Source organism: Hyphomicrobium sp. MC1, from assembly GCF_000253295.1.
In the GTDB taxonomy this organism is placed as follows: Bacteria; Pseudomonadota; Alphaproteobacteria; order Rhizobiales; family Hyphomicrobiaceae; genus Hyphomicrobium_B.
Genome location: NC_015717.1, coordinates 3,630,478 through 3,652,311 on the forward strand (window position 1 = coordinate 3,630,478; position 21,834 = coordinate 3,652,311).

Genomic DNA, 21,834 nt, shown 5'->3' on the forward strand with positions numbered 1-21,834 from the left:
GGGCGCCTCGTTACTTCGAGGAGCCGCCAGTGTGTTCGCCTTCCCGCGTCAGGTAGTAGGCCGCGAGAATGGGCAATAGTGTTACGAGAAAGACGAAGACGGCGACGACGTTCGTCACCGGCCGCTGCCGCGGACGGATCAGTTCGGACAGCATCCAGATTGGCAATGTCGTCTGTTGTCCGGCCGTGAACGTGGTGACGATGACCTCGTCGAACGATAGCGCGAATGCGAGCATGCCGCCTGCGAGCAGCGCGGTGCCGATTTGCGGCAGGATGACATAGCGGAACGTCTGGAAGCCGTCGGCGCCGAGGTCCATCGATGCCTCGACAAGATTGCCTGACAGCCGCCGGAAGCGTGCCACCGCGTTATTGTAAACGACGACGATGCAGAACGTGGCGTGACCGAGCATGATCGTCCAGACCGAGAACGGTATGCTCATGATGTCGAAGGCGGAGCGCAGCGCGATACCGGTGATGATGCCGGGCAGTGCGATCGGCAGCACGAACAACAGCGAAATCGTTTCGCGGCCGAAAAATTTCGCGCGGGAGAGTGCAGCAGCCGCAAGCGTGCCGAAGATCAGCGCGAGAATGGTCGCGATAGCCGCGACTTGCAGCGACAGATAGAGCGGCGGCCAGATATCGGGCCGTGAATTCCAGGCGACGCCGAACCACTTCGTAGTCAGCCCCGGCGGCGGAAATTCAAAGCTCTTTTCCTCGGTCGTGAAGGCATAGAGGAAAATGAAGAACAGCGGCAGGTGCAGGAACAGCAGTCCGGCAGTCGCCGAGATCCTCAGCCCAAGAGGCGATTTCGTCTTGCCGTTAGAGGACATCGAAGGCCCCCATGCGCTTTGCCATCCAGAGATAGAAGGCCATGATCACCATCGGCACGACGGTGAAGGCGGCAGCCAGCGGGATATTTCCGGCCGTGCCCTGAAGTGTATAGACTGCCTGGCCGATCATCAGGCGGGAGTTGCCGACGATCTGCGGGATGATGTAGTCGCCGAGCGTCAGCGAAAACGTGAAGATCGAGCCGGCGACGATTCCCGGCAGCGCCAAGGGAAAGATCACCGTGCGGAACGTCTGTCCGGGCTCAGCGCCGAGATCGGCTGAGGCTTCGATGAAATTCGCCGGAACGCGCTCGAGCGCAGCTTGCGTCGGCAGGATCATGTACGGCAACCAGATGTAGACGAAAACCAGGAACGTGCCCAGATAACTAAACGACAGCGACGGGCCGCCAATGACAGGCAACGCCAAAATGCCGTCGAGCAGCCAATTGAGATGCAAAATCCCGGCGAACCAAGTGATGACGCCTTCTTTCGCGAGGATGAGCTTCCAGGCATAGACCTTGACGAGGTAGCTCGACCACAGCGGCATCATCACCGCCAGGTAGAAGAGCGCCTTCATCCAGCCCCGCGCGTAACGGGCGGCGTAATAGGCAATCGGAAAAGCGATGAACGCGCTCGCGATCGTTACCAGCGCCGCCATCGTGACCGTGCGCACGATGATCTGGACGTTCGAGCCGTCGAAAAGCTGCTCGTAGGTCGAGAGCGTAAATTCGTGGACCACGAGGCCGGAGAAATCGTCGAGCGAATAGAAGCTTTGCAGGAGCAGCGCAAACAACGAGCCGACGTAGACGATGCCGATCCAGAGCAACGGCGGCGTCAGCAGCAAGAACGTCAGTAGCTGCGGGCGGGAGAAGAAAACGTCCGATATGGCGCCGGCAAACCCGCGCCGCGTCTCCTGGGCGACCACCGTCACGCGCCGTCTCCCATCGCGATCATGGCTGCCTTCGGCCAGACCAGCATGACGCGCTCGTCTTTGTGGAGTGTTGCACCTGCCGGGATCGTGGCGATCAAAGGCAGTTTTTCGGTCACGACGGTGACGCGGGTCACTGCGCCTTGATAGCTGACGGCGCTGACCGTGCCCCTAGCGGAGGCATAGTCGGCAGCGACGGTGGCGCTTTCCGGTACGACGTCGATCCGTTCGGGACGGAGGCTCGTCCAGGATGACGCGCCGCCATGAGCGGCGGCGAATTCCGGCGGCAGCACATTCGAGGAACCTACGAAATCGGCGACGAAACGGGTTGTCGGACGCTCATAGACGTCGGACGGCGTTCCGACCTGAACGATCTTGCCTTCGTTGAAAATCGCGACACGGTTCGCCATCGAGAGGGCTTCGCCCTGGTCGTGCGTGACGAAGACAAACGTGATGCCTAGGCTCGTCTGCAGGGATTTCAACTCTTCCTGCATCTGCTCGCGCAGTTTCAGGTCGAGCGCGCCGAGCGGTTCGTCGAGCAGCAGGACCTTCGGGCCGTTCACGAGGGCGCGGGCCAGAGCAACGCGCTGACGCTGACCACCGGAAAGCTGCGCCGTGCGGCGCGTCTCGTAACCGGCGAGCTTGACGAGGGCGAGCGCATCTTTGGCTTTCGCCTCGCGCTCGGCTTTCGCAACGCCCTTGATCATCAGGCCATAGGCGACGTTCTCGCCGACGGTCATGTGCGGAAAGAGCGCGTAATCCTGGAAGACGGTATTGACGTTGCGGCGATAGGGCGGGACGCCCTCTGCGGTTTCGCCGAAAATCTCGATGTGGCCTTCGTCAGGCTGCTCAAACCCGGCGATCAGCCGGAGGCACGTCGTCTTGCCGGAGCCCGATGGGCCAAGGAGCGCGAAGAATTCGCCCGGCTCAATGTCGAGCGAGACGCCGTCAACGGCACGCACGGAGCCAAAGCGACGCGATACGTTCTGGAAGCGGACTGCTGGAGACATGAAACTCTTTTGGGTCGTGCGGCCGGCCGTCAGATGGCCGACCGCAGGACGTGTAACCTTTATTTACCGAGGATCGCGATGAAATCTTTCGCCCACTGGGAATAGGGGACGCAAGAGCTTTCCTTTTCACACTTCGCCGTCGGTGTACGCCAGAACCAGATCTTTTCGAAGTTCTCAGATCCGTTCGTTTCGCAGCCCTTGTCGCCAAGCAACGCATTGCCCTTACAGGCGGCGGGAACGGTCGGGACGGAACCGAACCAGGACGCCAGATCGCCCTGCAGCTTCGGGTTCAGTGAGTGCTCCATCCATTTGTAGGCGCAGTTCGGATGGGCGGCATTCACATGCATCATGGTCGTGTCGGCCCAGCCCGTGGCACCCTCTTCCGGAATGGTCGAGGCGATGGGCTTCTTGTCAGCCTGGAGAAGGTTGACCTGATACGGCCACGACGACGAGGCAACGACGCCTTCGTTCTTGAAGTCATCGACCTGGACGGTGGCATCGTGCCAATAGCGGCCGATCAAGGCGCGCTGCGACTGCAACAGCGCAATGGCTGCGGCGTACTGCTCCTTATTCAGCTCGTATGGGTTCTTGATGCCAAGCTCGGGCTTCTTCTTGCTGAGGAAGAGCGCAGCATCGGCGATATAGATCGGGCCGTCATAGGCCTGAACGCGGCCTTTGTTGCTCTTGCCATCCGGCAGCGTCTGCTCTTCGAACACGACCGACCAGCTCTTCGGCGGCTCCTTAAAGACTGTCGTGTTGTAGGCGAGGACGTTCGGGCCCCATTGGTACGGGACGCCGTAATGGACGCCGTCGACGGTGTGCCATGGCGCATTCTGAAGGCGCGGATCGATGGTCTTCCAGCTCGGGATCAGGTCGATGTTGATCGGCTGGACTTTCTTGCCCGCGACGAGGCGAAGTGAAGCGTCTCCCGATGCCGTGACGAGATCGAAGCCGCCCTGGTTCATCAGGGTGACCATTTCATCGGACGTCGCTGCGGTCTTCACGTTGACCTTGCAGCCCGTTTCCTTTTCGAAGCCCGTGACCCAATCGTAGTTCTTATCGGACTCACCACGCTCGATGTAGCCGGGCCAAGCGACGATATCGACCTCGCCCTCGCCCGGTCCGATGGATTTCAAAGGCTCGCCCCAAGCGGAGAAGCTGCCCAACAAAAGAATCGCTGACGATGCTACTAGTGTCTTCCGGGTGGGCGTCATGTGTGCTTACTCCTCCGATTGCACGCCGCGACGAAGCGGCGGGCACCAAGAGCCGCCCAAACCTCTTCGCCGGTTATACCGGAAGGGATGTTAGTTCAGGATTTTCGGACACGCCAGAGAGGCCTGAAGCGACTCGTTTGCTGAGCAGATGCGAAAATGTCCTGTGGTCGCAATTGGTTGTCACGTAGGATGCGCCAATGCGCTCTTAACGGAACATGCTTCCTGCCGGATTGGCCAAACGATGAAAGACCGGCGAGCTTCAGCGCCTCTCCGAAAATACGACACGGTGCGAAATGACAGTCATTAAGATCCGGATCGACTTCGACGACGACCGCTACATCGGTCATGGGCGGATTCAGCTCTTGGAGCTGATCGGCCAACATGGCTCCATCGCCAAGGCAGCGAAGGCCATGGACATGTCATACAAGCGCGCCTGGTATTTGATGGACGCGTTCAATTCGATGTTCGCCGATCCGCTGATCGAGCGCCAGCATGGCGGCAAGGGCGGTGGGGCCGCGAAGCTCACCCCGTTCGGCGCCGAGCTGGTCCGTCAATACCGGGAAATGGAAGCCAGAGCGTTGACCGTCTTCGCGAAACCGCTCTCGGCGATGGAGAAGCATCTGGCGGAAGTCGAAAAGCCAGCAGCCAAGCCACCGAAAAAAGGATCGCAGCCAGCGCGGACGTGATCGCGAGCTAGCGGCTCAACACCTCGGCGGGCGTGCCCACGGCGACTACTCGGCCATCTGCAATCTTAATGACGCGCGACGCCAGTCGGTGCACCTCGTCTGTGTTGTGCGTCACAAAAACGATCGGCACCTTAAATTCATCGCGGACGCGCTCGATCAGGGTCATGATTTCCATGCGTCGCGCGTCATCGAGGCCCGACAAGGGTTCGTCCATCAGCAGAATGCGCGGCGAGGACAAAAGCGCCCGCGCCATAGCCACACGATGCTTCTCGCCGCCCGAAAGCGTTGCGGGTCGTCGCTTCAAAAGGTGGCCGATACCAAGCACGGCGATAATCGCGTCTTCGGGCAAAGCGTTGCCTTCGCTCCGCCTGAACCATTGCCCGAACTTGATGTTCTGCCGGACGGTGAGATGCGGGAAAAGCTGGGCGTCCTGAAAGACCAGCCCGACGCGGCGGCGATGGCTCGGCACGAAGATGCCGGCTTCGATATCGGTCAGCACGTGACCAGAAACAACGATGCGGCCTTTGGCAGGCCGGTGAACGCCAGCGATCATATTCAAGACCGACGTCTTGCCCGAGCCGGACGGCCCGAAGAGCGCCGTCAGCGGACAATTGCTCTCGAAGGCGATGTCGAGGGTAAAACCGTTTCGCTTTTGAAATGCCCAGACGCTGAGTGCCGGCTCTATGCTCGTCATTCGAATACGGCAATCCGCTTCTGGATGCGGCGGTTCAGCATTTCGGACACGATCAACGCGACCATCGCGATGAAAATCGAGACCGCCGCCAGCCGGAGAGCCTGATAGTCGCCGCCCGGCACTTGCGTATAGGTGTAAATCGCCGAGGGTATCGTTTGTGTTTCGCCTGGGATGTTGGAAACGAAGGTGATCGTCGCGCCGAATTCGCCGAGCGCCTTCGCGAAACAGAGAATGGCGCCGACCAGGATTCCGGGCAGCGCCAACGGCAGTGTCACAAGTGTGAAGGTCCACCAGGCATTGGCGCCGAGCGTAGACGCCGCTGTTTCGAGGCGGCGGTCGATGGCTTCAAAAGAAAGCCTTATCGCACGCAGCATCAACGGAAAGCCCATGACGCCACATGCGAGCGCGGCGCCGGTCCACCGAAAAGAAAAGGTGATGCCGAAAAGGTCATAGAGCTCCCTGCCCACCGGCCCCTGGCGGCCGAACGTCAGCAGCAGAAAATAGCCGGTAACGACGGGCGGCAGGACGAGCGGCAAGTGGAGGAACCCGTCAAGAATGACCTTTCCGGGAAACCGCCACCTCGCGAGAACGTAGGCCAGAAAAAGCGCGATCGGCAGTCCGACAAGCGTTCCGACCGTTGCGACGCGCAGGCTAAGCAGAATGGCCGTCCATTCGTCGGGGGAAAATCCTAGCACCCTGCCTGCCTTTCGTTCGCAATTCCGCGGATCGTTTCGCTATTTGGTGAGAACGGTGAAGCCTTGCTTCGTGAAGAAGGCCTGTGCTTCTGGCGTCTTCAGATAGTTGACGAACGCCGTATCGGCGTCTGCATTCTTCGATGCGGCGATGATCGCAATGGGATAGATGATCGGCGGATGCGTGTCGGCGGGGAACGCGTCGACGATCTTAACCTTGGGCTCGGCAGCGGCGTCCGTTTCGTAGACGATGCCAAGCGGCGCTTCGCCCTGCGCGACGAGCGCCAACGCGGCACGGACGTTGTCGGCTTGCGCGACTTTCGGCTCGACGTCCTTCCAGACGCCCAGCTTTTCAAGGGCGGCGTGGCCATACTTGCCGGCCGGAACCGCTTTGACGTTCGCCATGGCGATGTGATTATCGCCGAGGGTGGCGGCGAGTGGGAAATCCTTCGCGATCTTGAGGTCAATCTTGCTGTCCTTCGGAGCGATCAGGACGAGGCGGTTGCCGAGCAGGTTGAAGCGCGTGTCAGTCTTGACCAGATCTTTTTTCTGGACGTAATCCATCCAGTCGAGATCGGCCGAAATGAAGATGTCGGCAGGTGCCCCCTGCTCGATCTGCTTAGCGAGCGCGGATGAACCCGCGTAAGAGATGACGATCTTGTTGCCGGTGCTCTTCTCATAGGCCTTGACGGCGTCGTTGAGCGCGTTCCTCAGACTGGCTGCGGCGAAGATAGTGATGGTTGACGTATCGGTCTTTTGCGCCTGGGCGTCGGCCCAAAGCGTTGAAACCAACATGAGGCCGGCAAGGGCCATACGCAGAGATAGACGTGACAGAATCGACGCCGCGAGCATTTCCAGACCCACCCTGATGATCGATTGCGATATAGTCGCAAGGATATCTAGGACGTGAGCGTTTGCAACGGGTCGTTTGGAAGCATAATCCAGACTTAGTTCAAACTTCGACGCCTAAAGGCCGTCGCCGGGATACGCGACACATGAGGTTCAATCGACCTTCGGTGCGCCATTAACCGCGCGGCTTTGGCTTTTTGGCGCTACCGGCTTCGCGTGCGATCAACATGCTTTTACGCTCCACGCCCCAGCGGTAACCAGCCAGGCTGCCGTCAGCACGAACGACGCGGTGGCAGGGAACGGCGATCGCCAACGGGTTGGTTGCGCAGGCCCTCGCGACGGCCCGGACAGCTTTGGGACGGCCGACCCGGTCAGCAATTTCCGTGTACGTGGCAGTTGCGCCGAGGGGTATGTCCCGGAGCGCCTTCCAGACGCGCTGCTGAAATGCCGTGCCGCGAATATCGAGCGGCAGGTCAACCGGCTGTTGCGGATGCTCGACCAGACCGACGACGTCCGAGACGATTTTTTCGAACTGGCGATCTCCGGCAACGCGTTCGGCGTGGGGAAAAATAGTTTCAAGGTCTGCGATCAGTTGCTCGCGGTCGTCACCGATCAGAATGGTAGCAATTCCCTTCGCGCTGGCAGCGACGAGAATGTCGCCCAAAGTGCTGCGCCCGAATGCGAACGTCAGCACCTCGTTTTTTCCCCCGGCACGAAACGCTTTCGGCGACATACCAAGTGACTCGGCAGCGTTTTCATAAAAGCGCGCGCTCGAATTGAAGCCAGCATCGTAAATTGCTTCTGTCACGGACGTGCTCCTCTGCAATTCCTTGCGAACGGCTTTGCGGCGATGCGCGAGTGCATACTCTTTCGGTGTCACGCCGACGATGTCCTTGAAGATCCGATGGAAGTGAAACCGGCTGAGGCCGCTCGCCTTCGCCAGTTCGTCGAGGTTCGGAACATCGCTGCCGTCCTCCAGCGCACGGCATGCGGCAGCGATGATTTCGGCGCGACGCGCAACCAGCGACATCTCATCGGGACGACAACGCTTGCAGGGGCGAAAGCCTGCGGCTTCGGCGGCCGCCGGCGTTGCATGAAACGCTACGTTCTCGCGCTTAGCGCGACGCGATGGGCATGACGGCCGGCAATAGACGCCCGTCGACTTGACGGAGAAAAAAAACGCTCCGTCGGCGGTTCTATCGCGCACAAGGACGGCGGCCCAGCGCTCTGCATCCGGGTCGGCCGCCTCAGCGGATTTATGTGTAGCTTTATCTTTGCGGGCCATTGCGGTTCGGGATGTCATGGTGCGCGCATCGTAGCGCGAGGCCCATTTCAATACATCCCGAACCTTGCTTTCAAATTTCAGACGATCGCCTTTACGGCGACTGCCGGTTGCGAGATGATGGCCGCGACCTGCTTTAGCGCTTCGACCAGCGACTCGCGGTCTGGTGCGACACCGAGCGAGAGCCGCAGCGCTTCAGGTTCTTCGGTGCCCGTCGCAAAAGCGGAACTCGGGACAACAGAAATTCCTGATCGGCCTGCGTGATCGGCGAAATCCGCAGCACGCCAATGCACCGGCATTTTCAGCCAGATGTGATGGCCGCAGCGGTCAGCTGCGATATTGGCGTCGCCTAGGACTGTTTTTGCCAAACGCTGGCGGGCGATATTTTCATCGCGAATGGCAACAGTCAGATCGTCGACGATGCCCGTCGAAATCCAGCGCGACGCGACAGCGGCATTGATCGGCGGCACCATCAGGTTGACGGCGCGGATGACACCCGCCAGCCGCATCGCCTGGGCTGCGCCGGGCGCAACGACGTAGGCGATACGCAGCGCCGGTGTTGCGCACTTGGACAAGGTCGCAATATGCCATGTCAATTCCGGCGCCAAAGCCGCGAGCGGTGCCAGCGGCTCGAACTGCAGTGCCGAATAAGGATCGTCCTCAATGATCGTCACGCCGTAGCGTCGGGCGATAGCGACGATCTCGCGGCGGCGTTCTTCCGGAAGGGTTGCCGTCGTCGGGTTGTCGATGGACGGGATGACATAGAGCGCCTTCGGCGGCCGTTTCAGGCAGCAGGCCTCGAACGACTGCGGAACGATACCTTTGTCATCCATTGCCAGCGGATACAAAACAAACCCGCGCTGCTGTGCGACTGCCTTCAGCCCAGGATAGGTGACGCAGCCGGCGGCAATCGTATCGCCTGGAGCGAGCACGCATTCGCAAATGGCGAAGAGCGCGCTCTGGGCGCCACTCGCCAACACGATCGACGATGGCCGAACCTGATTGATGCGACGCCCAAGCCATGTTGCCGCCGCGGCGCGATCGGTGTCGCTGCCGGTGCTCTCCTGATAGTGCAGGTGGAGCATGCCATGTTCTTCGGAGAGGAGATTGGCGACGGTCTCTGGAATCAGGCGCTTGAGATTCGCACTCGTCGGCTGTGGGGGAATATTCATGCTGAGATCGACGGCAGGCGGTGATCCGAGACCCAACATGCGGCCATCGTCAATGCGGCGGCGAATAAACGTCCCGCGTCCGGCATTGGCTTCCACAAGTCCTCGCCGCCGCGCCTCGTTGAACGCGCGCGTAACCGTCGTGAGGTCGACCCCCAGCACCTCGGCGATCGTTCTTTGCGGCGGCAGCCGATCGCCGGGCTGAATGTGCCCTTCCTTCAGGTCCGCCTCGATGGCTTCGACAATGCCGCGGTATTTGAGCTGGCTACCTTCAACCAGCCAAGGCTTCCAAGACATTTCCGATATCCTTGAATACAAAAGACATACATTGTTTCAAAATGTATGGCAAATACGCGGAGGTGTAAATCATACAGTGTCGCCACCGTTGACTTCCGAGTCTGACGAAAGTAGCTATTTACTCGTATCTTCTCGTGTTTTGAAGCCTTTTAGACCAAATGACGCATGAGCCATACAATGGCTATCATGTCCGGCCCATAAGCCATACATTATGCGTACACGTGGTCTGAAACTGACTAAAAAAGGATTGTCATCATGTGTGCGGAACATAAATGGCCGGAACTTCCCCCAACGAAAACGGGGCTGTGGGGCCTTTGCCCGCGCTGCGGCAAGGGCAAGATTTTCGACGGATTTCTGACGCTCAAGAGGGCCTGCCCCGTGTGCGGACTGGATCTGTCATTTGCCGATCCGGCCGATGGCCCGGCATTTTTCGTAATGTGCTTCGCTTGTATTCCGAGCGCCTTGTTCGCAGTCTGGCTGGAGGTCGCGCATTCCCCTCCGTACTGGGTGCATCTCGTCACCAGCCTGCCGTTGATCCTGCTGACGTGCATTCCGCCGCTGCGCCCGCTCAAGGGATGGCTCATCGCGAGCCAATACTTCAACAAAGCTGAGGAGGGCCGGCTGGTGTTCAGCAAGGAGCCTCCGAAGACGCCGTGAAACTCCGATCGGGAAGGCGTGAGACATGCGATCCCGGCCGTTTAAGGGGTAACAGACAGCCGCTATAGTCGGCAGATGCCCAATTCCGACAAGCTCGGTTCATCTCCCACGGTCCTGCTGACGGGTTTTGGCCCATTTCCGGGTGTACCGGTCAATGTGTCTGGAGAACTTGTCAGGGTCGTCGTTCGCCTTGCACGCCGGGCATTTCCGGCATTTCATTTCGTCGCCGCGGTGCTGCCGACGGAATGGCGGCGCGCGCCTGAACTCGTCGCGACGCTACAGGATCGCTTTCGTCCGTGCCTAGCGCTGCATATCGGTGTGGCATCCGGTGAGCCGAGCATTCGGCTTGAAACATGCGCGGGAAATGCATGCCGGGCCGCACCCGATGCTGCGGGGTTATTACCGCTCGCAACGTCGCTCTGCGCCGACGGACCGTCGGAACGCCGCGCCAGCATCGATAACGCCGCGATTGCAGCCGCCTTGCGGGCACGTGGCACAACCTGCACGATTTCCGACGACGCGGGGGGCTATCTCTGCAATGCCGTGCTCTATCAATCGCTCGCGAGCGCCGAAGCGCGCGGATCAGGAGCGGTAGGGTTCGTCCATATTCCCGCAGATCTCGGTTCGGCCGGAGCCCTCACCATGGATGAGGCCGGAGCGGCAGTGCTCGGCATTATCGGAATCGCCCTCGGCGTGACGGACGCAACAGCCGCCACACCGGCTTCGGCATAGGCCCTAAGATTCTGATTTTCCGTGAGGATTAGGCTGCGGCCCGACCAAGCGGGGAAGACGGGGGGATGTCTTGGGGCTCGGTCGGGCTCAGCAGCATCTGGTGCGCACGGGGGGAGGTGTCGACACCAGCTTGAGGAGCAACATAGCCGGGAAAACATGAACTCATCCTGAACGCAGGGTTAAATAGTCGCAACCTTTGGGCATCAGGGAAGCCCTCAATAGAATCAACGACTTTTTGAGTTGCACGGGCCATGAGCGGAGACCCCGGCCCTCGAATCAGATTAGCGTTCTGGCTTCGATCGTTCAGTTCAAAGGTCTTCGAATGCCGGCCCGCGCCGCGCCGCTTTCCCTTCCGCTTGCGCCAACCACGGACAGCCAGATGGAGGCCGCTCGCGCGACCCTTGAAAATGTCTTCGGCTACAAGGGTTTCCGGTCTCACCAAAGCGACATCATCCGGACGATGCTCGGCGGTGGCGATTGCCTGGCGCTGATGCCGACCGGCGGCGGCAAGTCGCTGTGCTATCAGATCCCTGCCCTCGTCCGACCCGGCACCGGCATTGTCGTCTCACCGCTCATCGCCTTGATGCAGGATCAGGTCGATGCCCTGCGCGATCTCGGGGTGAAGGCGGCGTTCCTCAACTCGACGCAGGATCGCGCAACCCAAGATCAGATCGAGCGGCAATTCGCGGCCGGTGGGCTCGACCTGCTCTACGTCGCTCCCGAACGGCTCGTGCAGGAACGCACGCTCAATCTGCTGGAACGCAGCGACATCGCGATTTTTGCCATCGACGAGGCACACTGCGTTTCGCAATGGGGACACGACTTCCGGCCGGAGTACCGGCAGCTAAAAATCCTGGCGCAGCGTTTTCCGAACGTGCCGCGTGTGGCGCTGACGGCGACGGCGGACGAGCGCACGCGGCAGGACATCATCTCAGAGTTGTCGCTCGAAAACGCGGCAACATTCATCGCAAGCTTCGACCGGCCGAACATTCGCTACACGATTGCCGAGCTCGGCAGCGTCAGCTCGCGCGAGCGGCTGTGGCAGTTCATCGAGAGCGAGCATCCGACGGACGCGGGCATCGTCTACTGCCTGTCGCGCAAGTCGGTGGAAGAGACGGCTGCGTGGTTGTCATCGAAGGGGCGCAAGGCGCTGGCCTATCACGCTGGCCTCGATGCGCACTTGCGGGCAGCGGCGCAGTCGAAATTCCTGACGGAAGACGGGCTTATCATTGTCGCCACGATCGCGTTCGGCATGGGTATCGACAAGCCAGACGTGCGGTTCGTCGCGCATCTCAATCTGCCGAAGTCGATCGAGTCCTACTATCAGGAGACGGGCCGTGCCGGGCGCGACGGCGAAGCGGCGAACGCATGGATGGCCTATGGCTTCCAGGATATCGTGCAGCTTCGGCAATGGATCAATCAATCCGAAGGTTCAGACGCCTTCAAGAAGGTGCAGCGGCAGAAGCTCGACGCGCTGATCGGGCTGGCGGAAATGCCGGGCTGCCGCCGTCAAGCATTGCTTGCCTATTTCGGCGAGACGCGTTCGGAGCCGTGCGGGAACTGCGATAACTGTCTCAATCCTCCCCACACCGAAGACGGCACGGTGTTGGCGCAGAAGGCGCTCTCCGCCGTCTATCGCACCGAGCAGCGTTTCGGCGTTACCTATCTGGTTGACGTTCTGACCGGCGGCGTCGATGAGCGGATCATTCGTAACGGCCATGACCGACTTTCTGTTTACGGCATCGGCAAGGACGTGCCGCAGGCGACGTGGAAAGGGCTTTACCGGCAGCTCACGGCGCTCGGCTATCTTTCCATCGACGAAGAGGGCGTCGGTTCGCTCGTGCTGACCGAACGGTCACGGCCTTTGCTGCGCGGCGAGGAGCGTTTCCTTTTGCGCGTGACGCGGCAGAGCGCGAAATCGTCGAAGCGTTCGGCATCGGCGAGCCCCAAAGTCGCGCGCGAAAACCAACCGCTGTTCGACGCGCTGCGCGCGATGCGCCAGAAACTTGCGGCGTCTGCGAAGCTGCCGCCTTACGTGGTCGCGCAGGACAAGACGCTGATCGAGTTATCTGAGAAGCGGCCGACGACGGAAAGCGCTCTGCACGACATCATGGGCCTCGGCGCCAGCAAGATCGCGCGCTACGGCGCTGCGTTTCTTGAAGTGATCTCGCAATTCAAGAAGCATCCGGCGTTGAACAATCGCTTATCGGCGACGGTCAACGTAACGCTCGCTGCACACTTGCGCGGGCTCGATGCAGAGACGATCGCGGCGGATCGCGGCATCGAGGTCTCGACGGTTTACGGTCATCTGGCTGAAGCTATCGAAGCCGGTCTCGTCACGGCGGACGATGCCTTGAAGCTCGATCCCGCAGAGCGCGACGAAATCGAAGCGGCGTTTGAGCGGTGTCAGACGCGCGATACCGGCAAGCTCGGCCCCGCGTTCGCGGCGCTCGACGGGCAGTACGATTACGGCATCCTGAAATGCCTGCTTGCCGATAGCGTGTAAACTTCGCTGCCGTACGGCGAAGGCGCGTCAGCGCACCGTCGCTTTTTCCGGGATCGAGGCGGACAGCTTGCCCGTCAGTTCAGCGCAAAGCGCTTCGAGTTCCGGCGTCCATGGCGCGGCGTTCGTCGCGAACAGATTGGCTTGCGATTTCAGGATCACGCCGTCATCCAAAATCTTGAGGCCGTTGGCGCGGAGCGTCTCGCCTGTCGTCGTGATGTCGACGATCAACTCGGCCATGCCCGACGATGGCGCGCCCTCAGTCGCACCGGCACTTTCGATGATGCGATAATCACCGTAACCCTTCGAGCCGAAGAAGCGGCGTGTCAGGTTGATGTATTTCGTCGCGACGCGCGGCCAGCGGCCGTGCTTGCGGCGAAACGGAATGGCGATCTCTTCAAGTTCGGCCACCGTCGAAACGTCGATCCAGCACGTCGGCACTGCAACGACGACGTCAGCGAAGCCGAAGCCGAGCTTGTGCAGGAAACGAATGCGCGTCGCGGCATCGGAGATGTTCTCGCGGATCAAGTCCTCGCCGGTGATGCCGAGGTGGACGCTGCCGGACTTCAAGGCCTCGGCGATTTCGCTCGACGACACATACGCAACATCGACGCCGGGAAGGCCTTCGATTTCGCCGCGATAGCCGCGCACGTGGCCGACCTTGCGCACGACAAGACCTGCCCGCGCAAACATGTCAGTCGTCTGTTCCATCAGACGACCTTTCGAGGGAATGGCGAGAGTCAGCTTGCTCATGGCGTCCCGCCTCCGCAAACGGCGAGCAAGCGCTCGGAATGGATGGCCGCGCCGATGGCCGGTACGTCTTCGTTCGAGCCCGCGGCGCGCATCAAACCGTCGTAACGACCGCCTCCGGCGATGGGGCTTTTGGCGCCAAGTTCCGCGGCATTCACCTCGAAGACGAGGCCCGTGTAGTATGCGAGCGTGCGGCCGAATTCGGCCGAGAACGTCACACGGTCAAGGTCGATTCCGGCATTGGCGAGCAGCGCCAGGCGGCGGTCGTATGTTTCGAGCGCATAGCCCGAACCGTTCGGCGCTTCCTTGATCAGCGCGGAAATCTTTTCACCCGCGGTGATCGCCGGACCGGAGACATTGATGTAACGCTCGATCAACTCGATGGTTTGCGTGTCGAGCGGCTTCTCCTGGCGATCCTCAGCGATGTCGATGAGATGCATGGTGATGTCGGTGAGCGAGCGCGTGCCGATCAGCTCGATGGCTTCCTCTTCGAGATAGACGGCGACCGCGGCTTCGCTTGCCTCCATGTCGTCGCGGCGAAGCGAGGAGAGAACCTCTTCCGGAATGCTCGAAGACGCCGGGCGCACGCTTGCCGCATAGCCTTTCAGGGCTTCACGGAACGAAAGCGGCCGCAGGAACGCATCGTCGAGACGCTTTTTCCAGTTCGGGGACAGGCCAGCGGCATCGAGCACGCTCGAAAACAGGCCGAGATCGCCGAGGCGCATCGTCCAGTCCTTGAAGCCCGTCTTCTCGATGGCCTTGATGATGATCGCGACTGTCTCAGCTTCGGCCACTTCGCGCGACTTATCGCCGAAGCGCTCGATACCGGCCTGGCGGAACTCGCGCGGGTGCGCGGCGGTTGCGCCTTGCGGCTGAAAGCGGAACGCCGGGCCGTTGTAGCAATAGCGCGCGGGCGTCATCGGATCAGCATGACGCTCCAAGTGCAGGCGGCAGGTCGGCACGGTGATGTCGGGCCGCAGACAAAGCTCGGCGCCGTCCTGATCGGCGAAGACGTATGTTCGCGCGCGCAGGCTCTCGCCGATGACGTCGAGGAAGACATCAGCGGGCTGGATGATCGGCGGCGCGACGGCATCGTAGCCGGCCTTGATGAAGACCGACATCATCGTCTGCGCTTGGCTTGCCAGCGCTTCGAGATTTTGGACCGTCTCAGCGGTCATTTTCTGTCTCCCGCGCGCGCCAGCGCTAGGCCCCCCACCCCTAACCCCTCCCCGCGGAGGGGGAGGGGAACAGAGCGGAGAACGACATCGCTTCCCTCGCCACGTTCGAGAGGGAAAACGGAGTGGTCAGCGAATTTGGCCCCACTTCTACCCTCCCCTTGACGGGGAGGGGGCGGGGGTAGGGTGAACGAATTGAGTGAGATCAGCATCGCGCTCATCCCTGATGCCGCTTGATGAGGTTGTAAACTTCTTGCACGAGGTGCACTTCGGAGACGGAGAATTGAGCCGCGCGCGCCTCTTTCCATTCCTTGTTGTCCTTGATCGCGGCAGCGGCTTTCGCGCCTTCGATCAAATCCTTGATCGTCACCTCGCCCTTGGCGCGCTCATCCGAACCTTGGATGATGACGCATGGGCTGTTGCGCTTGTCGGCGTATTTAATTTGGTCGCCGAATGATTTTGCGTTTCCGAGGTACATCTCGGAGCGGATACCGGCGTTGCGGAGCTTTTGCGTCATCTCTTGATAACCGGCGACCGCATCGGCGTCCTTATCCATGACGAGAACGACCACTGGGCCCAGCGCTTGGGTCTTGCTCTCGTTGATGAGCGACAGCGCAGCCTGCAAGCGCGACACGCCAATGGAGAAGCCAGTGGCAGCAACTTGCTGACCGGTGAAGCGCGCGATGAGATCGTCGTAGCGACCGCCGCCGCCAACAGAACCGAACCGCACGGGTTTGCCGTCGTCGCCTTTGATCTCGAACGTCAGCTCGGCCTCGAAGACGGGGCCGGTGTAATATTCGAGCCCGCGGACGACAGAGTAATCGGGAACGCGAATTTTGCCCTCATATCCGGCTTTCTCCACGAAGCGCTTGAGTTCGCTGAGATCGGCCAATCCATCGACGTAGAGCTGCGACGGCTCGAAGCCTCCTGTGCGCATTGCTGCAACGCCAAGGTCATCCTGTTCGAGAGCCGGCTGACTCACGAAATCCAAGAGCGCATCAATTTGTTCTTTCGTCAGTCCAGCGCCCTTGGTGAAATCGCCGGATTCGTCCTTGCGTCCAGGACCTAAAAGGAGCGCGACGTCGTCCTTAGAAAATTTATCGAGCTTATCAAGTGAACGGAGGACTGCTAAGCGGCGCGTGTCGTCGGCAAGATCAACGCCGACCGTCTCCAGCATACCGTCGAGCACTTTGCGGCTGTTCACCTTGATGACGTATTTGCCCTTCAGCCCAAGTGCTTCAAGCGTATCGGCAGCGAGCATGCAGAGTTCGGCATCGGCTGCGACGCTTTTCGCTCCCACCGTATCGGCATCGAACTGCATGAACTGGCGAAAGCGGCCGGGGCCGGGCTTCTCGTTGCGATAGACGTTGCCGAACGCATAGCGGCGGAACGGCTTCGGCAGGGTCTGGAAATTCTGAGCCACATAACGAGCGAGCGGTGCGGTGAGATCATAGCGCAGGCTCATCCATTGCTCGTCCTCGTCCTGAAACGAGAAGACGCCTGCATTCGGACGATCCTGGTCGGGAAGAAACTTGCCGAGCGCGTCGGTATATTCGATCGCAGGCGTTTCGAGCGCCTCGAAGCCATAGCGCTCATAGACGTCACGGATCTTCGCGATCATGTCGTTGAGCGCCTTCAGCTCGGGCGCTTCGATATCGCGAAAACCCTTCGCGAGGCGCGCTTTAGGACGCGTGTTGGTATTTACTTTGGACATGACGAGGATCGGAGAACCAGGGCCAAATAAAAAAGTTGCCGAGACACCTTGTCAGGCGTCCGGCGCGCGAGCCCGCCTTATATCGGATCGACCGGCATGAGGAAAGTCGGGCAGAAATGCCCAAAATTCAGCTTCGGAAGCGGGGCAGCGCCCTCTTGAGCGCCGACGTGAACCGCGAGGTTCCGCGCAACTGGACGGCTAGCTCGTGGACGAGTGCATTCGGCACGGCTGCGAGGTCCTGAGCGACGACGAGATCGTAAAGAGGGATTTCCTCGGTTCCAAACCCGTGCTTCAGCGGATTGGCGTTAATGCCCAAGTCGAAGCGGCGGACACCTTGGGCAGCCAGATGCTTCACCGTTTCGAGCACGACGAGGCGACCGGGCGAAAGGTGGCTCCATTGTTCGCCGCCCGTCGAAATCGAGAGCAGCGAAAAGCCGCCCTCATGGGTCAGGCCGAATAGGGTGGCGACGATCCGCCCGCCCGCTTCCAGTGCGAACAGCGAGGTCACGCCGGCGTCGGCACCGTCGAACGCCAGACGCTCGTAAAATTCGCGATTGGACCTCTCGGCGAAAATGTCCTTGGTTCCGCGAGCCGCGTGCCACACGGCCTGCTGCTCCTCCATCGTCGCAAAGACGTGCGCGATCTCATCATCGGTCTCGGCACAGACGAGGCGCGGATTGTCCTCGCTCTGCCAGAGCCGATGGCAGCGCTCCACGTCCTTGCGGTACCTCTTGCCGAGCCCCTGCAGATATTCATCGAAGCTGCCCGTTATGACGAGGCGGTGCGCCGAAGCACGTGACGTGGAACTGCCGAACAGATCAATCAGTGGGTTCGGGCAGCCACCGATCTCGGCGGGCATACGTTCGAGGCGGATAAGATCGACATCGCGGATGGCCGCACGCAACGCCCGCCAAATATCGCGAATGCGGTCGGGATCAGACAACGGCTCGGGCCCAAGAAGAGGCGCACCTTGGCCCACGGCTTCGAGAGCGGCGAGGCTTGCAACGCGCAACATACCTTCCTTCGCGACAACGAGCGGCAAAGCCAGAACAACCAGATCGCTTTCGCTGTCGGTTACGACAGCAAGACGCGGCATCGCGCGGTGCGCGTGCGCGACTTCGTCATAGAAAACGGTAAGCCAGTTGAGCGTTTGAAAGCCTGTTGCGACGAGGCCGCCTTCAATGACTTCGAGCGCCGCCAGCGCATCGTCGGCACCGTCAAAAATTTCGGCAACAAAGCGGCTTTCGCCCGGCGTCGCCGACCGCGCCTGTTCCCCTGCGGTGCTCAGATAAGCACCGTTCCCCGTTTCTGCCGTCGCCATTACGCACTACACTCTTGGCGTTGAAAGCGGATACTCGCCCCCCATAGCGGCGAGAATGCGCCGTGTGAACGGCATTCATTTAAATGAGAACGGCGGCTTTGCCTCGTGCCAATTTGGATCAGCAGTTCTGCGCGAGGCGGACAAGACGATCAGCCGGCGCCTGCGATTACGGCAGCGGCAACAGCCAGGAACGCAGTCTCATAGACCTGCTCGACGGCGCCCAGCACGTCGCCGGTGTAACCGCCGATCTTGCGCTGCGCGAGGATCACAATCACGGCCGCGGCGGCGAAAGCGACAACGGTTGCCGCGAAGAAAGCTGCGATACTCATAACGAACGGCCCGACGGCGAGCCCTGTCACGATCGCGACGATGAGTTCGCCGCGCGTCATCCGGACCGGCGTGCGGCTGACCTTGACGTTATCGCCGCCGGCATAAGGGAGAAATGCCAGCGCGAGCACGGCGGCGAGGCGGCCACCCGCATAAGAGGTGATCAACGCGCCGATAACGGCGACCGGCCCGATGGCGGCAAGCGACGTTCCTTTCAGTGCGAGAACGGCAATGAGCGCCAGCACGCCATATGTGCCGATGCGGCTGTCCTTCATGATTTCGAGGCGGCGCTCGACGTTCGATCCGCCGCCGAACGCGTCGACCGTGTCGGCAAGTCCGTCTTCATGCAACGCGCCGGTCAGCAGCACCGACGCGACGAGGCTGATGACGACGGCGACCGATGCCGGAAAAACGGCAGTAGCCGCGAGCATGACAAGGCCGACGGTCGCGCCAATGAGCGCGCCGACAAGCGGCATGTATTTCGCCGAGCGCGGCAGCCAATCCTCCGGAAAAGGAATGATCTGCTTTACCTGGATGCGCGTCAGAAATTGCAGAGCGATGAGGAAGAACCGAACCTCATGCGCGATCATTCGGGATGTTCGCCCGGCAGGTCGGCCATCTCGCGCAGCATCAATTCCGCGCCGCGAATGATCGGCACGGCAAGGGCCGCGCCTGTCCCTTCGCCAAGCCGCATCTCTAGTTCGAGCAGCGGTTTAACATGCAGATGACGGAGCAATGCAGCGTGGCCCGGTTCAGCCGAGCAATGGGCGAAGACACAGTTGTCGAGCATGCCCGGATAAAGCGCTTCCGCGGCAATTGCGCCTGCCGTCGAGATAAAGCCATCGACAACGACGACGCGGCCGGCTTGTGCCGCCGCGGTCATGGCGCCTGCCATCATGACGATTTCGAAACCGCCGAACTGCCGGAGGACCTCGAAGGTGCGGCCCGCTTCAGTCGATGGTGCGATGGCGGCGCGATCAATCGTTTCCTTCAGCACCTGATATTTGTGATCGAGGCCGAGGGCGGGCGCGCCTGCGCCGGGGCCGACCAATGTTCTGAGATCGAGGCCTGTCAGGGCATGTGCGATCAGCGACGCCGAACTCGTATTGCCGATGCCGATTTCGCCGTAGCCGACGATGCCGACATTTTCGGTGCCTAGGCGTGCATCGAGAATGCGGCCTGCGTCGAGCGCAGCGGTGCATTCTTCAACCGACATAGCGGGTTCACGGCGCGCGTTTTTCGTGCCGGAGCCGATGCGGCGCTCCGTCAATAATTCATGCGGCGGCAGCGGTTCGAGCAATCCGGCATCGACGAGTTCAACGCCGACGCCAGCCGCGCGTGCGAGCACGTTGACGCCAGCGGAGCCCAAGAGAACGAACTTCGCGATCTCGCGGGAGACGACGGAGGGATATGCCGTCACGCCTTCGGCCGCGATGCCGTGATCGGCGGCGAAGACCACGATCTTTGCATTGCCGAGATCGGGCGCGGTCGATCCGGCGATCAGGCCGATCTGCAGGGCGAGTTCTTCGAGCCGCCCGAGCGAGCCGACCGGCTTGGCTTTGCCGCGGATGTGGGCCTTCAGCTTGTCGCTTAAAAGCTCGCGGGATTTGATAACTTGGGGTGCGGTGGTCATGCGCCGATATAATCCTCAACTGTGTTCTTCGGCTGCGGAACGTCTGTCGAATACTTTTCGAGCGCTTCGAGGCCTGGCGGAACCGGGCCGCCGTGCGCCCAATCGAGCAGCTCGATCGTATGCACGATCGGAACCTCAAGAGCCGTCCCGAGCTGCGTGATGCAACCGATGTTACCGGCCGCCACAACGTCGGGCTTCAACGACTTGATGTGACCGGCCTTGCGATCCCGCAGCGCGCCTGCGATCTCCGGCTGAACAATATTGTAGATGCCCGCCGAGCCGCAACATAGATGCGCTTCCGGAACGTCAAGCACGGTAAATCCAGCCTTCTTCAATAGCGCTTTCGGTTGCGTCGTCACGCGCTGACCGTGCTGCAGTGAACAGGCGGCGTGATACGCGACCTTGAGGCTCGACCAACGCTTCGGAGCGCCGATGTCGTACTGATCGAGGAATTCCGTCACGTCCTTAGTCATCGACGAGATGGTTTTGGCGCGCTCGGCGTAGTCGGGCTCGTGCTTCAACAGGTGGCCGTAGTCTTTCACCGTCGTGCCGCAGCCCGACGTGTTGATGATGATGGCGTCAACGCCGCCCTTGGCGATTTCCTTGCTCCAGGCATCGACGTTGATCTTGGCCGCTGCGATCGCCTTTTCCTCTTGGCCGATGTGCTGGCTCAAGGCGCCGCAGCACGCCGCGCCCGCTGAGACGACGACATCGACGCCGCCACGCGCAAACAGCCGGATCGTCGCGTCGTTGATCTCGGGCCGCAGCACCTGTTGAGCACAGCCCGCAAGCATGATGACACGGCCGGTGCGCACCCCCGTCGGCGACGCTGTGCCAGGACCTTTGAAGCGTCCGGCGTTCGGGCTTTGCTGAGGCGCCAGCTCGACCATCGCGGCGAGTTCGGGAAAGTTCAGCTTGCGCAGCGTCGGCGCGAGACGACGGCCGAGCGGGGCTGCGCGCAACGCCCAGCGGAAGCGGCGCGGATGCGGCAGGATTTCTGTCAAGGCGCGGCGGATGAGGCGATCCTTCAGGCTACGATGCCCGGTCTTCTCGATATGCTTTCGCGCCACTTCAACCAGATGCATGTAATCGACGCCCGATGGGCAGGTCGTCATGCAAGAGAAGCAGGAAAGACAGCGATCGATGTGCGTCGAGATTTCCGGCTTCGCGTCGAGGCCTTTCTCAAGCATGTCCTTGATGGCGTAGATGCGGCCACGCGGGCTGTCGCGTTCGTCGCCCAGCACGACGTAGGTCGGGCAGGTCGCCGTGCAGAAACCGCAATGGACGCAACGGCGCAGGATGCGCTCGGCCTCCTTCACATCCGGATCGTTGAGTTGCTCTGGCTTGAAATTGGTTTGCATCGCGCCTGACTGCC

Annotated in this window: 19 protein-coding genes and 1 pseudogene; 4 read left to right on the forward strand and 16 right to left on the reverse strand. The window is 61.0% G+C overall.

The window, feature by feature from the left end; all coding sequences use genetic code 11:
* Positions 1-10: 10 nt before the first annotated feature.
* From HYPMC_RS17535 to HYPMC_RS17550, 4 genes are read right to left on the reverse strand one after another with little or no spacing between them, the layout of a single operon-like run.
* Positions 11-829, reverse strand: coding sequence for an ABC transporter permease (locus HYPMC_RS17535; RefSeq protein WP_013949397.1), 819 nt, complete (start codon positions 827-829; stop codon positions 11-13).
* The gene (locus tag HYPMC_RS17540) at positions 819-1,757 is read right to left on the reverse strand and encodes an ABC transporter permease (RefSeq protein WP_013949398.1); all 939 of its coding nucleotides are present in this window, start codon (positions 1,755-1,757) and stop codon (positions 819-821) included. Before HYPMC_RS17540 ends, HYPMC_RS17535 begins: the two co-directional genes overlap by 11 nt.
* Positions 1,754-2,764, reverse strand: a complete 1,011-nt coding sequence (locus HYPMC_RS17545) for an ABC transporter ATP-binding protein (protein WP_013949399.1) — start codon at positions 2,762-2,764, stop codon at positions 1,754-1,756. The genes HYPMC_RS17540 and HYPMC_RS17545 overlap by 4 nt, the downstream gene beginning before the upstream one ends.
* Positions 2,765-2,823: 59 nt before the next feature.
* Entirely contained in the window at positions 2,824-3,978 is a 1,155-nt protein-coding gene (locus tag HYPMC_RS17550; protein ID WP_013949400.1) for an ABC transporter substrate-binding protein, read from the reverse strand.
* 293 nt (positions 3,979-4,271) lie between these two features.
* Between HYPMC_RS17550 and HYPMC_RS17555 the strand changes: the two genes are divergently transcribed.
* Complete coding sequence (locus tag HYPMC_RS17555) at positions 4,272-4,664, forward strand: winged helix-turn-helix domain-containing protein (RefSeq protein WP_013949402.1); 393 nt, start codon at positions 4,272-4,274, stop codon at positions 4,662-4,664.
* A gap of 7 nt (positions 4,665-4,671) precedes the next feature.
* Here the strand turns inward: HYPMC_RS17555 and modC are convergent, their stop codons facing one another.
* The 5 genes from modC to HYPMC_RS17580 all read right to left on the reverse strand — a co-directional run bounded on the left by modC (position 4,672) and on the right by HYPMC_RS17580 (position 9,647).
* Positions 4,672-5,358 carry a molybdenum ABC transporter ATP-binding protein gene (gene modC / locus HYPMC_RS17560; protein ID WP_013949403.1) on the reverse strand — a complete coding sequence of 229 codons (687 nt, stop codon included), beginning with the start codon at positions 5,356-5,358 and terminating at the stop codon, positions 4,672-4,674.
* Complete coding sequence (gene modB / locus HYPMC_RS17565) at positions 5,355-6,053, reverse strand: molybdate ABC transporter permease subunit (protein ID WP_013949404.1); 699 nt, start codon at positions 6,051-6,053, stop codon at positions 5,355-5,357. The genes modC and modB overlap by 4 nt, the downstream gene beginning before the upstream one ends.
* Before the next feature lie 39 nt (positions 6,054-6,092).
* Positions 6,093-6,902, reverse strand: a complete 810-nt coding sequence (gene modA / locus HYPMC_RS17570; RefSeq protein ID WP_013949405.1) for a molybdate ABC transporter substrate-binding protein — start codon at positions 6,900-6,902, stop codon at positions 6,093-6,095.
* A 172-nt stretch (positions 6,903-7,074) separates the two neighbouring features.
* Entirely contained in the window at positions 7,075-8,202 is a 1,128-nt protein-coding gene (gene ada, locus HYPMC_RS17575) for a bifunctional DNA-binding transcriptional regulator/O6-methylguanine-DNA methyltransferase Ada (protein WP_085941695.1), read from the reverse strand.
* Positions 8,203-8,261: 59 nt separating this feature from the next.
* The gene (locus tag HYPMC_RS17580; protein ID WP_013949407.1) at positions 8,262-9,647 is read right to left on the reverse strand and encodes a PLP-dependent aminotransferase family protein; all 1,386 of its coding nucleotides are present in this window, start codon (positions 9,645-9,647) and stop codon (positions 8,262-8,264) included.
* A gap of 255 nt (positions 9,648-9,902) precedes the next feature.
* On the opposite strand from HYPMC_RS17580, the gene HYPMC_RS17585 reads away from it, so the two are divergent.
* The 3 genes from HYPMC_RS17585 (at position 9,903) to recQ (ending at position 13,542) form a co-directional block, all read left to right on the forward strand.
* The gene (locus HYPMC_RS17585) at positions 9,903-10,304 is read left to right on the forward strand and encodes a DUF983 domain-containing protein (protein WP_013949408.1); all 402 of its coding nucleotides are present in this window, start codon (positions 9,903-9,905) and stop codon (positions 10,302-10,304) included.
* A gap of 75 nt (positions 10,305-10,379) precedes the next feature.
* Positions 10,380-11,036 carry a peptidase C15 pyroglutamyl peptidase I gene (locus HYPMC_RS17590; RefSeq protein ID WP_013949409.1) on the forward strand — a complete coding sequence of 219 codons (657 nt, stop codon included), beginning with the start codon at positions 10,380-10,382 and terminating at the stop codon, positions 11,034-11,036.
* A gap of 322 nt (positions 11,037-11,358) precedes the next feature.
* Positions 11,359-13,542 carry a DNA helicase RecQ gene (gene recQ / locus HYPMC_RS17595; protein WP_013949410.1) on the forward strand — a complete coding sequence of 728 codons (2,184 nt, stop codon included), beginning with the start codon at positions 11,359-11,361 and terminating at the stop codon, positions 13,540-13,542.
* A gap of 57 nt (positions 13,543-13,599) precedes the next feature.
* Here the strand turns inward: recQ and hisG are convergent.
* The 7 genes and pseudogenes from hisG to glcF form a co-directional block, all read right to left on the reverse strand.
* Positions 13,600-14,292 (reverse strand): annotated as a pseudogene (gene hisG / locus HYPMC_RS17600) (ATP phosphoribosyltransferase); the annotation flags it as partial.
* Positions 14,289-15,467, reverse strand: coding sequence for an ATP phosphoribosyltransferase regulatory subunit (locus tag HYPMC_RS17605; RefSeq protein ID WP_013949412.1), 1,179 nt, complete (start codon positions 15,465-15,467; stop codon positions 14,289-14,291). The gene HYPMC_RS17605 and the pseudogene hisG, both read right to left, overlap by 4 nt.
* Positions 15,468-15,681: 214 nt before the next feature.
* Positions 15,682-17,178: a histidine--tRNA ligase gene (gene hisS, locus HYPMC_RS17610; protein WP_013949414.1), complete on the reverse strand. Its 1,497-nt coding sequence runs from the start codon at positions 17,176-17,178 to the stop codon at positions 15,682-15,684.
* Between the two features lie 127 nt (positions 17,179-17,305).
* Positions 17,306-18,499 carry a GNAT family N-acetyltransferase gene (locus HYPMC_RS17615; RefSeq protein WP_013949415.1) on the reverse strand — a complete coding sequence of 398 codons (1,194 nt, stop codon included), beginning with the start codon at positions 18,497-18,499 and terminating at the stop codon, positions 17,306-17,308.
* A gap of 149 nt (positions 18,500-18,648) precedes the next feature.
* Positions 18,649-19,416 (reverse strand): adenosylcobinamide-GDP ribazoletransferase, encoded by a 768-nt coding sequence (gene cobS / locus HYPMC_RS17620; RefSeq protein ID WP_013949416.1) that lies wholly within the window; start codon positions 19,414-19,416, stop codon positions 18,649-18,651.
* Positions 19,413-20,459 carry a nicotinate-nucleotide--dimethylbenzimidazole phosphoribosyltransferase gene (gene cobT / locus HYPMC_RS17625; RefSeq protein WP_013949417.1) on the reverse strand — a complete coding sequence of 349 codons (1,047 nt, stop codon included), beginning with the start codon at positions 20,457-20,459 and terminating at the stop codon, positions 19,413-19,415. The genes cobS and cobT overlap by 4 nt, the downstream gene beginning before the upstream one ends.
* Positions 20,456-21,820, reverse strand: coding sequence for a glycolate oxidase subunit GlcF (gene glcF, locus HYPMC_RS17630; RefSeq protein ID WP_013949418.1), 1,365 nt, complete (start codon positions 21,818-21,820; stop codon positions 20,456-20,458). The genes cobT and glcF overlap by 4 nt, the downstream gene beginning before the upstream one ends.
* Positions 21,821-21,834 lie beyond the last annotated feature (14 nt).

Coding starts and splice junctions, on each gene's coding strand:
- ada (WP_085941695.1), bottom strand. CDS start 8,202: ATGACATCCCGAACCGCAATGGCCCGCAAAGATAAAGCTACACATAAA.
- modC (WP_013949403.1), bottom strand. CDS start 5,358: ATGACGAGCATAGAGCCGGCACTCAGCGTCTGGGCATTTCAAAAGCGA.
- HYPMC_RS17550 (WP_013949400.1), bottom strand. CDS start 3,978: ATGACGCCCACCCGGAAGACACTAGTAGCATCGTCAGCGATTCTTTTG.
- HYPMC_RS17545 (WP_013949399.1), bottom strand. CDS start 2,764: ATGTCTCCAGCAGTCCGCTTCCAGAACGTATCGCGTCGCTTTGGCTCC.
- HYPMC_RS17555 (WP_013949402.1), top strand. CDS start 4,272: ATGACAGTCATTAAGATCCGGATCGACTTCGACGACGACCGCTACATC.
- HYPMC_RS17585 (WP_013949408.1), top strand. CDS start 9,903: ATGTGTGCGGAACATAAATGGCCGGAACTTCCCCCAACGAAAACGGGG.
- recQ (WP_013949410.1), top strand. CDS start 11,359: ATGCCGGCCCGCGCCGCGCCGCTTTCCCTTCCGCTTGCGCCAACCACG.
- modA (WP_013949405.1), bottom strand. CDS start 6,902: ATGCTCGCGGCGTCGATTCTGTCACGTCTATCTCTGCGTATGGCCCTT.
- glcF (WP_013949418.1), bottom strand. CDS start 21,820: ATGCAAACCAATTTCAAGCCAGAGCAACTCAACGATCCGGATGTGAAG.
- HYPMC_RS17580 (WP_013949407.1), bottom strand. CDS start 9,647: ATGTCTTGGAAGCCTTGGCTGGTTGAAGGTAGCCAGCTCAAATACCGC.
- HYPMC_RS17605 (WP_013949412.1), bottom strand. CDS start 15,467: ATGACCGCTGAGACGGTCCAAAATCTCGAAGCGCTGGCAAGCCAAGCG.
- HYPMC_RS17590 (WP_013949409.1), top strand. CDS start 10,380: ATGCCCAATTCCGACAAGCTCGGTTCATCTCCCACGGTCCTGCTGACG.
- hisS (WP_013949414.1), bottom strand. CDS start 17,178: ATGTCCAAAGTAAATACCAACACGCGTCCTAAAGCGCGCCTCGCGAAG.
- cobT (WP_013949417.1), bottom strand. CDS start 20,459: ATGACCACCGCACCCCAAGTTATCAAATCCCGCGAGCTTTTAAGCGAC.
- HYPMC_RS17615 (WP_013949415.1), bottom strand. CDS start 18,499: ATGGCGACGGCAGAAACGGGGAACGGTGCTTATCTGAGCACCGCAGGG.
- cobS (WP_013949416.1), bottom strand. CDS start 19,416: ATGATCGCGCATGAGGTTCGGTTCTTCCTCATCGCTCTGCAATTTCTG.
- HYPMC_RS17535 (WP_013949397.1), bottom strand. CDS start 829: ATGTCCTCTAACGGCAAGACGAAATCGCCTCTTGGGCTGAGGATCTCG.